The following is a 13,466-nucleotide window of genomic DNA, read 5'->3' on the forward strand; positions in this document are numbered from 1 at the left end:
CACGCCGGGCGGGATCTGCGGGTGACGATTCGATGAAACCGGAATTACGGAAGAATTGCCGCCACCACGGCCCGGGCCGCGCGGGTGACGCCCGCCAGGGTGGCGGAGGCTGCGCCGGTCCAGTCGCCATAGCCCAGCAGCCAGAGGCGTGGTTCCGCCAGCGCCTGGCCCTCGGGGCTGACCCGCACGCGGCCATCCGCCTCCACCAGGCCGAGCGGCGCCAGATGGTCCAGGGCCGGGCGGAAGCCGGTGCACCAGATGATGGCCTCCGCCGCCACGCGCGACCCATCCGCCCAGACCGCGCCCGCGGCTTCGAGCCGGGCAAATGGCGGCAGGCTGTGCAGCACGCGGCGGGCGCGCGCCTCCACTACCGGCGGCACCATGACGATATTGCCGAGGCCACCCAGCGGCGGCGGCGCGGGCCTGCCTTCGCGTTCCGCCTGCCATCTTGCGGTGGCGCGGTCGAACAGCACGCGGCCATCGACGTCATCCGGCAGGAAGACCGGCGGGCGTTCCGTCACCCAGGTGGCGCGGGCGGCGTGGCGGGAGACCTCGGCCAGGATCTGCGCGCCGGAATTGCCACCGCCGACCACCAGCACGGACTGCCCGGCGAAGTCCGCCGGCCGCCGATACCGGGCGGAATGGATCTGCCGGCCCGCGAAAGCCTCCCGGCCCGGAACCTGCGGCACGAAGGGATGGCTCCAGGTGCCGGTGGCGCTGATGACGGCGCGCGCGGTCCAGGCTGCGCCCTCCGCGGCCTCGACGCGCAGGCCTTCGGCGGCGCGGCGCACGGCGGTCACCTGCACCGGCCGCTGCACCGGCAGGGCGTAGCGCGCCTCATAGGCGGTGAGATAGGCGATGACGGCATCGCGTGGCGGATAGCCGCCGCCGGGCGTCGGCGGCATCGGCCAGCCGGGCAGGGAGCTCTGTGCGGCGGGCGAGAAAAGCGTCAGCGACTCCCACCCATGCCGCCAGGCCCCGCCCGCAGCCGCCCCGGCATCGAGCAGCCGATAGTCCAGCCCGCGGCGCTTGAGGAAATAGCCTGCGGCGAGCCCGGCCTGGCCGGCGCCGATCACCAGCACGTCCATCACGCCGCGTCGCCGCTGGGTGCCGCCCGCAGCAGCATCAGCGCCAGGCAGCCGGAGAGCGCCAGCGCCATGGTGACGCTGAGCGCCGCCGCCACCCCGCCACGCTCCAGCAGCAGCCCGAAGAGGAAGGGCGAGGCCGCCTGCAGGAAGCGCGCCGGCGCCCCCAGCAACCCCTGCCTTGCGCCATAGCCGGCGGGGCCGAAGACCGCGAGCGGCAGCGTGCCCTTGGCGATGGTCATCACGCCATTGCCCATGCCGTGCAGCACGGCATAGGCCGCCGCCGCCGGGCCGCCGAAGACCAGCAGCACCGCGGCGCCCAGCGGATGCCCCAGCATCGCGAGCCGCGCGGAGACCAGCGGATGGAAGCGCCGCAGCAGCCCGAATTCGGCGACGCGGGCGGCCACCTGCGCCGGGCCGATCAGCGCCGCCGCAGCCACCGCCGTGGCCCCCGTGGCGCCGGCCGCCTGCAGCAGCGCCGGCAGATGTGCGGCCATGGCGCCGGCGATGAACCAGCTTCCGGCGAAGACGAAGGCGAGCAGCGGCATGGCGAGGCGGCTTGGTGCCGGCGGGGCCTCCTGCACCATCGCGGCCTTGCGCTCCGGCGGCGGGGCGGGCGGCACCAGCAGCCGGTTCAGCGGCAGGCCGACCAGCAGATGCAGCGCTGCCCAGGCCAGGCAGGCGCCGCGCCAGCCCAAGGCCTCGGCCAGAAGGGCGGAGACCGGCCAGCCCACCGTGCTGGCGAAGCCCGCGATCAGGGTGATGCCGGTGATCGGCCCCCGTGCCGCCCGCCCATAGAGACCCGCCAGCGTGGCGAAGGCCGCGTCGTACAGCCCCATCGCCATGCCGATGCCGAGCACGACCCAGCCCGCGGCCATGCTCCATGGCCCCTGTGCCAGGCCGAGCCCCGCCAGCCCCAGCGCGAGCACGAGGTTGGAGGCGGTGAGCATCCCCCGCCCGCCCTTCTGGTCGATCACCCGCCCCACCACCGGCCCGAGCAGGGCGGAGAGCATCAGCGCGGCGGAGAAGGCGCCGAAGACCCAGGCGGTGGAGATCCCGAAATCCCGCGCCATCGGCGCCGCCAGGATCGCCGGCAGGTAGTAGGAGGAGGCCCAGGCCAGCGTCTGCGCCGTGCCGAGGGCGATGACGACGCGGGTCGCGCCGGCAGGTGCCTGATCGCTCACGCCGCGCCGCAGCAGGGCGCGTTGGCGGGCAGTTCGGGCTTGGGCGCGCAGCAGACGCCCTGCGGCGTGACCGGCGTGCAGCAGGATGTGGCGGCGGGCGCGCGGTCCAGGCTGCACACGCCCGTCTCCGGCAGCACCAGCTCCACCCGCTGCGCGGCGGCGGTATCTCCCGCCAGATGCGCTGCGATGCTGCGCACCTGCTCATGGCCGGTGGCGAGCAGAAAGGTCGGCGCGCGGCCGTAGCTCTTCATGCCGGCGAGATAGAAGCCGGGCTCCGGCTGGCGCAGCTCGGCCTCCCCATGCGGGCGCACGGTGCCGCAGCTGTGCTGGTTCGGGTCGATCAGCGGGGCGAGGGCCGGCGTCGCCTCCACCGCCGGGTCCAGCAGCAGCCGGATTTCCCGCAGGAAGCCGAGATCGGGCCGGAAGCCGGTGGCGACGATGACGCGATCCGCCTGGACGGTCAGCGCCTGCGTCCCCTGGCGGCCGGTGATGGCGAGCGCTCCGTCCTTCTCCGCGATGCGGTCGATCAGGAAGGGTGCGAGGGCGGTGACGGCGCCGCTGTCCACCCGCGCCTGCGCCCGCGCGCCCAGCGCCCCGCGCGCTGCCAGCCCATCCCGCGCGCCGCCACCGAAATTCACTGCGCCGAGCGGCCGGCGAAACGCCCAGAGGATGCGCGTGCCCGGCACCTGCCGCGCCAGCTCCGCCAGGTCCAGCACCGCATTCATCGCCGAATGCCCGGCGCCGACCACCAGCGTGCTGCGGCCCGCATAGCTGTTCCGGGATGCGCCGAGCACATCGGGGATGCCGTAGGCGATGCGCGCGGCGTGGCGCGCCTCGCCCAGCGCCGGCAGGCCATGCGCGCCGGCGGGGTTGGGGCTGGACCAGGTGCCGGAGGCGTCGATCACCGCCGAAGCCTCGATCGCCTCATCCTCCGCCAGATGCAGCACGAAGGGCGCCGCGGCGCGGTCCGCGCCATCCTGCAGCCGGCCGAGATCGCGGCGGGCGATGCCGGTGACGCGGGCGTTCGTCCGGATATCGCCGGCCAGCGCCGCGGCCAGCGGATCGAGGTAGCGCGCGACCAACTCGGCGCCGGTCGGATAGAGCTCGGGGTCCGGCGCCTGCCAGCCGCGCGTGGCCAGCAGCGCGGCGGCGGCGCTGTCGATATTGTAGCGCCAGGGCGAGAACATCCGCACATGGCCCCAGTCCCGCACCGCGGCGGCGATGCGCGGCCCGGCTTCCAGCACCAGCGGACGCAGCCCGCGGGCGCGCAGATGGGCTGCGGCGGCGAGGCCGATCGGGCCGGCGCCGATGATGGCGACAGGCAGGGACGCGGTCATGCGCAATCTCCCTCGCAGGGCTTTTGGGCAAAGGCGCGGCCGGTGTCGGTCAGCGCGGCGGTGGCCTCCATCCAGGCCTCCAGCGCCACGCGGAAGGCGGCGCGGCCGCTTTCCGTCAGGGCATAGACGCGGCGCGGGCGGCCCTGGACCACCTCCTCCGCCACGGTGACGAAGCCGCCGGCCGCGAAATCGCGCAGCACGGGGTAGATGGTGCCCTCGGTGGGGGAACAGCAGCCGCCGGTCACACGCTCCACCGCGCGTGCCACGTCGTAGCCATGTAGCGGCGCGTCATGCAGCACCCGCAGGATGAAGAATTTTGACAATCCCATCTTGATGGTGCCGGCCCAGTAGTCGCGGGCGCCATAGTCGATGCGGGGCGGGACGGGGCGGAGCTTCGTCATGCGCCGAGGCTAATACCTTGGGGATCGATGCCTCAAGCCTCGATGGGTGAAAAATCCTTCACCTGGCTCAGGCCGTCGCCGTCACCGCCGGCAGCGGCTTGCGGCGCTTCGCCGCCATGCGCTCGAAGGTCAGGTAGACCGCCGGCGTGGTATAGAGTGTCAGCAGCTGCGACAGGATCAGCCCGCCGATGATGGTGATGCCGAGCGGCTGGCGCAGCTCCGCCCCCGGCCCCGTGGCGATGGCCAGCGGGATGGCGCCGAAGAGCGCGGCCAGCGTCGTCATCAGGATCGGCCGGAAGCGTTCGCGGCAGGCCTCCAGGATCGCCACCATGCCGCCCTCGCCGCCTTCGCGTTCATGGGCGAGCGCAAAATCCACCATCATGATGGCGTTCTTCTTCACGATGCCCATCAGCAGGATCACGCCGATCATCGCGATGACGCTGAAGGGCGTGTTGGTCGCCAGCAGCGCCAGCAGCGCGCCGATGCCCGCCGTGGGCAGGGTTGAAAGAATGGTCAGCGGGTGGATCAGGCTTTCGTAGAGCACGCCGAGCACGATGTAGATGGTGACCAGCGCGGCCAGGATCAGCAGCGGCAGGCCGGTGAGGAAGGTCTGGAAGCTGCGCGCATTGCCGGCGAATTCGCCGCGCACGCTGGCCGGCATCTGGATATCCAGCGCCGCCTGCTCGACGATGCGCGTCGCAGCGCCCAGCTCCACCCCCTCGGCCAGGGAGAAGCTGATGCTCGCCGCCGGAAAAAGGCCCTGATGGGTGATGGAGCGCGGCGCCGTGGTGCGTTCCAGCTGCACCAGGGACCCCAGCGGCACGGGCCCATCCCGGCCCGGCACGAAGATGCCGGTGAGCTGGCCGGGATCCTCCGTCAGCCGCGGGTCGATCTCCAGGATCACGCGATACTGGTTGCGCGTGCGGTAGATGGTGGAGACCTGGCGCTGCGCGAAGGCATTGTTCAGCGCGCCGCCGAGGGCGGAGATGGAGACGCCAAGCCGCGCCGCCGCATCGCGGTCGATCACCAGGCGGGAGACCAGGCCGGTGCGTTCCTGGTCCGAGGAGACATCCACCACCTGCGGGATGGTGCGCAGCTGGTTCACCAGCCGCTCGCTCCAGGTGCCGAGCTCCTCGAGGTCCGGGGTCAGCAGCACATACTGGTAGTTCGCATTGCCCTGTCGGCCGCCGATATTGATGTCGCTCTGCGCCCGCAGGAAGGTCTGCGCGCCGACGATACGGCCGAGCGGGGCGCGCAGCCGCGCGATCACCTGCGCGGCATTCATCCCGTTGCGATCGGCCAGCGGCTTCAGCCCGACCTGCAGGCGGATATTGGAGGAGCCGAAGAAACCGCCACCGCCGAGCGAGGCGGAGACGCTTTCCACCGCCGGATCGGCGCGGATGATCTCCACCACCCGGTCCTGGTAGCCGACCATCGCCTGGAAGGAGGTATCCGGCTGCGCCACCACGGCGCCGACCAGCAGGTTGCTGTCCTGCTCGGGAAAGAAGGCCTTGGGCACCTGCATATAGAGCCAGACGGTGAGCGCGACGAGGCCGATGGTCACGGTGACCGTCAGCCGCCGCCAGCGCAGCACCGCCACCAGGCTGCGCATATAGAGGTTGATCACGCCCTCCATCACCGCCTCGAAGCCTCGCCCGAAGCGGCCCGGCGCATGCGGCCCCCGGCGGGCCAGCAGCACCGCCAGCATCGGCGTGACGGTCAGCGAGATGACGGCGGAGATCGCGACCGCGATGGACAGGGTCGCGGCGAATTCGAAGAACATGCGCCCGACCACGCCGCCCATGAAGAGCAGCGGGATGAAGACCGCGATCAGCGAGACGCTCATGGAGACGACGGTGAAGCCGATCTGCCGCGCGCCCTCCAGCGCCGCCTCCCGCGGCCGCAGGCCGCGCTCGGTCATCCGCGCCATGTTCTCGATCATGATGATGGCATCGTCGACGACGAAGCCCACCGAGATGGTCAGCGCCATCAGCGAGAGGTTGTTGAGCGAGAAGCCCACCATCCACATCACGCCCAGCGTGCCGAGCAGCGACAGCGGCACGGAAATGCCGGCGGCGAGGATGGCGGAGGTGCGCCGCAGGAAGACCGCCACCACCAGCACCACCAGCACGATGCTGATCAGCAGGGTGTGCTGCACCTCCGCCACGCTGGCGCGGATCGTCTCCGACCGGTCGCGCATGATGGTGATGTCGATGCCGGCGGGGATCCAGCGCGCCAGGTCCGGCAGCAGGGCGCGCACGCCATCCACCACCTCCAGCACATTGGCATCCGCCTGCTTGTAGACGGTGAGGATCACGGCCGGGCGGCCGTTATAGGACCCGGCCTGCCTGCGGTCGCGCGCGCCGAGGTCCACCTGCGCGAGGCTGGACAGGCGCACGATGGCGCCATTGGACTGGGTGACCACGATGTCGCCGAAATCCTGCGGCGTCACCAGCCGGTCATTCACCGAAATGGCGGCGGATTGATGCGGCCCGTCGATCAGCCCCGTGGCCTGGGTCACATTGGCATTGGTGATGGCGGTGCGGATCTGGTCGAGCGAGACATTGGCCGCCGTCGCCGCAGCGGGGTCCACCGCAACGCGCACCGCCGGCTGCTCGGCGCCGGCGATGCCGACGGTGGCCGTGCCATTCACCTGCGACAGCCGCGGCACCACCACGCTATCCGCGGCATCGTAGATCTCGCCCGCCGTCAGCGTATCCGAGGTCATGGCCAGGATCAGCACGGGCAGGTCGCCCGGATTGAGCTTGCGGAAACTCGGCTGGCTGGTGAGGCCGGAGGGCAGGTCCGCCTGCGCCGCATTGATCGCCGCCTGCACGTCCCGCGCCGCGGATTCGATGGATCGCGAAAGCTCGAACTGCAGGATGATGCGCGTGGAGCCGAGCGAGGAGCTGGAGGTCATCTCCGTGATGCCGGGGATCTCGCCCAGCTTGCGCTCCAGCGGCGCCGCGACGGAAGACGCCATGATGGCCGGGTCCGCGCCGGACTGGCTGGCCGTCACCGCGATGGTCGGGAAATCTACTTTTGGCAATGGCGCCACGGGAAGGTCGAAATAAGCCACCAGGCCGGCGAGTGCCAGACCGATGGCGAGCAGGGTCGTGCCGATGGGGCGCGCGATGAAGGGGGCGGAGATCGACACGGGCTATTCCGCCGGCGCCGGTGGTGCGGCGCGATGCGTCAGCCGCACCGCCTGGGCGCGGATCGCCTCCATGGCCAGGTAGATCACCGGCGTGGTGTAGAGCGTGATGACCTGGCTCAGCAGCAACCCGCCAATCACGGAAACGCCAAGCGGCAGCCGCAGCTCCGACCCCGCGCCCGATCCCAGCACCAGCGGCAGGGCGCCGAGCAGGGCGGCCATGGTGGTCATCATGATCGGCCGGAAGCGCAGCAGGCAGGCCTCCCGGATCGCATCGCGCGGCGACATGCCGTGCTCCCGCTGCGCCTCCAGCGCGAAGTCGATCATCATGATGGCGTTCTTCTTCACGATGCCCATCAGCAGCACGATGCCGATCAGCCCCACCACGGACAGGTCCAGGCCAAACAGCTCCAGCCCCAGCAGCGCGCCGATGCCGGCGGAGGGCAGGGTGGAGAGGATGGTGATCGGGTGGATGACGCTTTCGTAGAGCACGCCGAGCACGATGTAGATGACGATGATGGCGGCCAGGATCAGCCAGCCCTGGCCGGCCAGCGAGCGGGTGAATTCCGCCGCATCACCGCCAAAGCTGCCGGAGATGGAATCCGGCATGCCAAGACCTGCCTGCGCCGTGCGGATCGCCTCCAGCGCACCGCCGAGGGAGGCGCCGGGGGCGAGGTTGAAACTGAGCGTCACGGCCGGGAACTGGTCCTGCCGCGTGATGGTCAGCGGGCCGCGGCCACGGGTGATGGTGGCGATCTCCGCCAGCGGCACCTGCGGCGCGATGGTGGCGGTGCCGGTCGCGGTGCCCGTCACCCGCAACAGGCCGATGGCGGCGGGGTCGTTCGCCTGCGCCGGATCGGCCTCCAGCACCACGCGGTACTGGTTGTTCTGCGCATAGATGGTGGAGACCTGGCGCTGGCCGAAGGCGTTGTAGAGCGTGTCGTCCACCGCCTGCATCGTGACGCCGAGCCGCGCCGCGCGCAGCCGGTCCACCTGCACATGCACGCGCAGCCCATCCTCCCGCTGGTCGCTGCCGACATCGCGCAGCTCCGGCAATTGCCGCATGGCCGCCAGCATGCGCGGCGCCCATTCGGAAAGCTGCGCCGCGTCGCTGTCCATCAGCGTGTACTGGTACTGGGTGGAGGAGGGCCGCGTGCCGATCTGGATATCCTGCACTGGCTGCATATAGGTCTCGATGCCCGGGATGGTGGCCAGCCTGGGCGCGAGGCGCGCCATGATGGCGGAGACATCGTCGCTGCGCTCGCTGCGCGGCCGCAGCACGGCGGTCAGTTGCCCGGTATTCTGGGCCGCATTCACCGTGCCGGCGCCGGCGACGGAGGTGACGGCGATGACATCCGGATCCTCCCGCACCAGCTCCGAGACCCGTCGCTGCAGCTCCGACATGCGGGCGAAGGAGACATCCTGCGGCGCCTCCGTGGTGATGGTAATGAGACCGGTGTCCTGGAGCGGAAGAAAGCCCTTGGGCATGACGATATAGAGGCCGACCGTGCCGGCCACCGTCAGCGTCGCCAGCACCAGCATCAGCCCCTCCCGCGCCAGCGCCCAGTCCAGGGTGCGGGCATAGCCGCGGCGCAGCGCCTCGAACCCCCGCTCGAAGAGGTCGGAGATGCGGCCGGGCTTGTCCTCGCCATGCGGCTTCAGCAGCAGCCCGCACATCATCGGCGTCAGCGTCAGCGACACGACCATGGAGACGAGGACGGAGATGGTCAGCACCATGGCGAATTCGCGGAACAGGCGCCCGACCACGCCCTCCATGAACAGCAGCGGGATGAAGACCGCGATCAGCGACAGGGTGAGGGAGACGATGGTGAAGCCGATCTGCTTCGCACCCTCATAGGCCGCCTGGAGGGGCTTCTTCCCCTCCTCGATCATGCGGACGATGTTCTCGATCATCACGATCGCATCGTCCACCACGAAGCCCGTCGCGATGACCAGCGCCATCAGCGAGAGGTTGTCCATGGAATAGCCGAGCAGCGCCATGATGCCGAAGGTGCCGATGATGGACAGCGGCAGGGCCACGCCGGGCACGATGGTGGCCCGCGCGGTACGCAGGAACAGGAAGATCACCGCCACCACCAGCACGATGGACAGCACCAGGGTCAGCTGCACCTCATGCACCGAGGCGCGGATCGTCTCGGTACGATCCGAGACGACGGAAAGCTCCACCCCCGCCGGCAGCGCGCGTTGCAGCCCTTCCAGCTGGCCGCGCAGCGCCTCCACCGTGGCGACGATATTGGCGCCGGGCTGGCGCTGCACATCCAGCAGCACGGCGGGGCGGCCGTTGAACCAGGCGGCGGTCAGCGTATTCTCCAGCCCCTCCACCGCCACGCCCACATCGCGCAGCCGCACCGGCGCGCCCTCGCGCCAGGCAATGATCAGGTCCTCGAAGGCGGCGGGGGTGGTGATCTGGTCGTTCGCCATGACGGCGGAGGCCTGCTGCGGCCCGTTCACGGACCCCTTGGCCCCGGCCACATTGCCGGCGGTGACCGCCGTGCGCACCGCCTCCATGCCGATGCCATAGGCGGCGAGCCGGCGCGGATCCACCTGCAGCCGAACCGCCGGGCGCATATTGCCCTGCACGGCGACGCGGCCGACGCCGCCCACCTGTGCCAGGCGCTGCGCCAGCAGCGTGTCCACGATATCCGACATGCGCGCCACCGGCAGCGTCTCGCTGGTCAGCGCCAGCGTCAGGATCGGTGGATCGGCCGGGTTCACCTTCGCATAGGTCGGCGGATAGGGCAGGGTGGAAGGCAGCGTGCCGCGCGCCGCATTGATCGCCGCCTGCACATCCTGCGCCGCATCGTCGATGTCGCGGCCCAGGTTGAACTGCAGCGTGATGCGGGAGACGGAGGGCCCGCTGACCGAGACCATCTCGGACAGGCCCGCGATCTGCGCCAGCTGGCGCTCCAGCGAGGCCGTGACCAGCACTGCGATGGTATCCGGGGAGGCGCCGGGCAATTGGGTGGTCACCTGGATGGTGGGGAAATCCACCTCGGGCAGGGAGGAGACCGGCAGGCGCCTATAGCCATAGAGCCCGGTCAGCAGCACGGCGATGGCCAGCAGCGCGGTGGCGACGGGCCGCGCGATGAAAGGCGCGGAGATATTCACGAGGGTGGACCGCCACCCGGCGCCGGGCCACCCGCGGGGGGCGCCCCCGGTAGCCCGCCCGCGCCCGGCGGCCGCCGGCGCTGCTGCCGCGGCACGGCCGCCGGCACCACCGGATCCGCCACCTGCACCGCGCTGCCCGCCACCAGCCGCAGCGCGCCGGAGGTCACGGCGCGCTCACCCGGCCGCATGCCACGCTGCACCACGGCCTGCTGGCCGGCGATGATTCCAAGGCTCAGCGGCCGCTGTTCCACCGTATTGTCGTCCTTGATGACGAAGGCATAGGGCCCCTGCGGCCCGCGCTGCACGGCGACCAGCGGCAGCACCACCACGCCCTGCAGCGTCGCCACCTGGATGCGCGTATTCACGAAGGCGCCGGGCCAGAGGCGGAGGTCGGCATTGTCGAATTCCGCCTTCAGCTTGATGGTGCCGGTCGTCGCATCCACCTGGTTGTCCACCGTCACCAGGCGGCCGACTGGATTGGGCGGCGCCGCGTTGCCATCCAGCCGCGGCGGCGCCGCCTCCGCCAGCCGTGCTTCCACCGGCACCGGCCCGGCCTGCAGCGCCTGCATCACCTGCGGCAGGGTCTGCTGCGGCAGGGTGAAGGTCACCGCCACGGGGCGCAGCTGCGTCACCACCACGATCCCGGTGGTGCTGCTGGACTGCACGAAATTGCCGATATCCACCTGCCGCAGGCCGACCCGCCCATCGATGGGGGAGCGGATGGTGGTGTCGTCCAGCTGGGATTGCGCGGCGTCGATCGTCGCCTGGTCGAATTGCAGCTGTGCTTCCAGCTGCGCCACCGTGGAGCGCTGCGTGTCCAGCACCTGCTGCGAGGTGCCGCTGCTGCGCGCCAGCTGCTGGTAGCGTTGCAGGTCGCGCTGCGCATTGGCCAGCTGCGCCTGGCGCTGCGCCCGCGTCGCCACGGCCTGGTCCAGTGCCGCCTGGTAGCTGCGCTGGTCGATCCGCACCAGCACATCGCCCGCCTTCACCTCCTGCCCCTCGCGGAACAGGATCTCGGTGATGCGGCCGGAGACCTGCGGCACCACGGTCACGGTATTGGAGGCCTGCACCGTGCCCAGGGCATCGAGCAGGATGGGCAGGTCCTCCACCGTCGCGGCGGCGGCGGTCACCGGGATGGCGGGCGCGCCGGTGCCGCGCCGGGCGCCGGGGGCGGCGGCGCCGGCATTTCCGGCGGGTGCGCTCGCGCCCGGGCCGAACCAGCCCTGACGCCAGCCATACCAGCCGCCACCGGCGGCCAGCAGCAGGAGCAGGACCAGCAGCCAGGGCCATTGGCGCCGGCGCGCCACCGGGCTGGGCGGGGCGGCCGGTGCCGGCAGGGCCAGCACCTCCGGCGGTGCTGGCAGCGCGGCCGGGCTTGTCGCGGCGATCGGGGCTTCCGGCCGGGGCGGGCGGGGCAGGTCGTTCATGTCGGCGGGCTCAGGGGGGCGGCTGCGGCAGAGGGGGCAGCCGCCGGCGGAACATAGGTCCAGCCGCCGCCCAGGGCGGTGAACAGCGCGGCGGCCGCCTGCAGCCGGTCTGTCTGCGCCTGGGCCACCGCATTGCGCGCAGTGAAGAGGCTGGACTGCACCGAGAGCACCGTCAGCAGGTCCACCGTGCCGGCCTGCAGCTGGGCATCCGCGATGGCATAGGCGCGCTGCGCGGCTTCCGCCCGCACGCGCTGCAGCTGCAGCGTCTCCGTGGTGCGGCGCAGGGCGGAGAGGCTGGTCTCGGTATCCTGCAATGCCGCCAGGATGGTGCGCTGGTAATCCGCCAGCAGCTCCGCCTGCCGTGCGCTGTACTGTTCCACCTGGGCGCGCAGCGATCCGCCATCGAAGATCGGCGCGGTCAGCCCGGCGGCCAGGCTATAGACCGTGGAGCCCGGCCGCAGCAGCGTATCCAGAGCCAGGCTCTGCAGCCCACCGCTGCCGGTCAGCGAGATGGTGGGGAAGAGCGCGGCGCGGGCGGCGGCGACATTGGCATTGGCGGCGGCGAGATTGGCCTCCGCCTGCTGCACATCCGGCCGCCGGGCCAGCACCTCGGAGGGCAGGCCCGGCTCGATCGCCGGCACCACCAGGGCATCCAGCCGCACGGCGCGGATATCGATCTCCCCGGGTGCGACGCCGGTCAGCGTGCCGAGCGCGAAGCTGTTCTGTTCCGCGGTCTGCTGCAGCGGCGGAATGGCGGCGCGCTGCTGCGCCACCACCGTCTCCTGCTGCGCCACGTCCAGCCCGGTGGCGGTGCCGACCGCGACGCGCTGGCGCAGGATGGACAGGTTGCGCTCCGCCACCTCCAGGTTGCCGCGCTGGATCTCCAGCTGTTCCTGCGCGCCCAGCACATTGAACAGCGCCGTGGCGACGGAGGATTGCGTGCTGAGCGCGGTGACGCCGATCGCGTAGCGCGCCGCGGTGGCGGAGGAGCGGGCGCTTTCCAGGATCGCCCGGTTGCGGCCCCAGAAATCCAGCTCGTAGCTGGCCGAGAGGCCGGTGCCGAAGCTGTTGTTGGCGCTGGCCGCCGAGCCCAGGTTGCGGTTGGTGGAGCGTGAGCGCCCGGCCTGGATATCGCCATCCACCGTCGGCAGCAGCGCGGCGCCGGAGATGCGGACCTCGGCATCCGCCTGGCGCAGCCGCGCGGCGGCGGCGGCCAGGTCCAGGTTCCCGGCCATCGCCGCCTGCATCAACTGGTCCAGCTGCGGCGCCCCGAAGCCCCGCCACCAGCTGGCATCCGGCCAGCGCATGGCATCCGGCACCGGCTCCGCATTCGCCGCGCGGAAGAAGCCGGGCAGGCGCAAGCCGGAGCTGGCGGGGTCGATTCGCGCAGCACAGCCGCTGGCGGCAGCCCCCAGGCCCAGCGTTGCGGTGGCGCGCAGCAGGTTGCGGCGATGGGGAAGGGGGGGAAGCATGCGCACCAGTCATGGACCTCGCTTGTGGCGCCTGGAAGGCTGACCTCCAGGAGTCTCCTCTTTGATACGACCGAGGCGCGAGGGCTACCGGCTTTTGGCTACGAAGCGTTGCGGCGCGTAATTCGGCGTCGCAACCCGAGCTTTTGCGCCACAGCCGCGCCGCCCGGCAGGGCAAAGGTTAACATTTTTTCAGCAGAACCGACCGCGGCTTGTAACACACCGCCGATACCTCCTGCGCCCGATTTGGGGGGGGCCGCCTGCGGCATCCCGGACGTCG

Annotated in this window: 8 protein-coding genes; all 8 read right to left on the reverse strand. The window is 71.4% G+C overall.

All coding sequences use genetic code 11. From position 1 onward, the window contains the following. Positions 1-44 precede the first annotated feature (44 nt). The 8 genes from ACTIF1_RS11265 to ACTIF1_RS11300 all read right to left on the reverse strand — a co-directional run bounded on the left by ACTIF1_RS11265 (position 45) and on the right by ACTIF1_RS11300 (position 13,189). A complete protein-coding gene (locus ACTIF1_RS11265; RefSeq protein WP_439596541.1) occupies positions 45-1,088 on the reverse strand; it encodes an ArsO family NAD(P)H-dependent flavin-containing monooxygenase in 1,044 nt (347 codons plus the stop codon). Next, positions 1,088-2,269: an MFS transporter gene (locus ACTIF1_RS11270; RefSeq protein ID WP_439596511.1), complete on the reverse strand. Its 1,182-nt coding sequence runs from the start codon at positions 2,267-2,269 to the stop codon at positions 1,088-1,090. The genes ACTIF1_RS11265 and ACTIF1_RS11270 overlap by 1 nt, the downstream gene beginning before the upstream one ends. Then, entirely contained in the window at positions 2,266-3,606 is a 1,341-nt protein-coding gene (locus ACTIF1_RS11275) for an FAD-dependent oxidoreductase (RefSeq protein WP_439596512.1), read from the reverse strand. Before ACTIF1_RS11275 ends, ACTIF1_RS11270 begins: the two co-directional genes overlap by 4 nt. Further along, positions 3,603-4,007, reverse strand: coding sequence for a PadR family transcriptional regulator (locus ACTIF1_RS11280; RefSeq protein WP_439596513.1), 405 nt, complete (start codon positions 4,005-4,007; stop codon positions 3,603-3,605). Before ACTIF1_RS11280 ends, ACTIF1_RS11275 begins: the two co-directional genes overlap by 4 nt. A 67-nt stretch (positions 4,008-4,074) precedes the next feature. After that, positions 4,075-7,164: an efflux RND transporter permease subunit gene (locus tag ACTIF1_RS11285; RefSeq protein WP_439596514.1), complete on the reverse strand. Its 3,090-nt coding sequence runs from the start codon at positions 7,162-7,164 to the stop codon at positions 4,075-4,077. A 3-nt stretch (positions 7,165-7,167) separates the two neighbouring features. Beyond that, on the reverse strand, positions 7,168-10,290 hold the full coding sequence (locus ACTIF1_RS11290; protein ID WP_439596515.1) for an efflux RND transporter permease subunit: 3,123 nt from the start codon (positions 10,288-10,290) through the stop codon (positions 7,168-7,170). After that, positions 10,287-11,717 carry an efflux RND transporter periplasmic adaptor subunit gene (locus ACTIF1_RS11295; RefSeq protein ID WP_439596516.1) on the reverse strand — a complete coding sequence of 477 codons (1,431 nt, stop codon included), beginning with the start codon at positions 11,715-11,717 and terminating at the stop codon, positions 10,287-10,289. The genes ACTIF1_RS11290 and ACTIF1_RS11295 overlap by 4 nt, the downstream gene beginning before the upstream one ends. Next, on the reverse strand, positions 11,714-13,189 hold the full coding sequence (locus ACTIF1_RS11300) for an efflux transporter outer membrane subunit (RefSeq protein ID WP_439596517.1): 1,476 nt from the start codon (positions 13,187-13,189) through the stop codon (positions 11,714-11,716). The genes ACTIF1_RS11295 and ACTIF1_RS11300 overlap by 4 nt, the downstream gene beginning before the upstream one ends. Between the last annotated feature and the right edge of the window lie 277 nt (positions 13,190-13,466).

The sequence above is a fragment of the Falsiroseomonas sp. genome (genome assembly GCF_051860665.1).
In the GTDB taxonomy this organism is placed as follows: Bacteria; Pseudomonadota; Alphaproteobacteria; order Acetobacterales; family Acetobacteraceae; genus Falsiroseomonas.

Excerpts from the sequence above, each read along its gene's own strand:
- ACTIF1_RS11265 (WP_439596541.1), bottom strand. The coding sequence starts at position 1,088 with ATGGACGTGCTGGTGATCGGCGCCGGCCAGGCCGGGCTCGCCGCAGGC.
- ACTIF1_RS11300 (WP_439596517.1), bottom strand. The coding sequence starts at position 13,189 with ATGCTTCCCCCCCTTCCCCATCGCCGCAACCTGCTGCGCGCCACCGCA.
- ACTIF1_RS11280 (WP_439596513.1), bottom strand. The coding sequence starts at position 4,007 with ATGACGAAGCTCCGCCCCGTCCCGCCCCGCATCGACTATGGCGCCCGC.
- ACTIF1_RS11275 (WP_439596512.1), bottom strand. The coding sequence starts at position 3,606 with ATGACCGCGTCCCTGCCTGTCGCCATCATCGGCGCCGGCCCGATCGGC.
- ACTIF1_RS11295 (WP_439596516.1), bottom strand. The coding sequence starts at position 11,717 with ATGAACGACCTGCCCCGCCCGCCCCGGCCGGAAGCCCCGATCGCCGCG.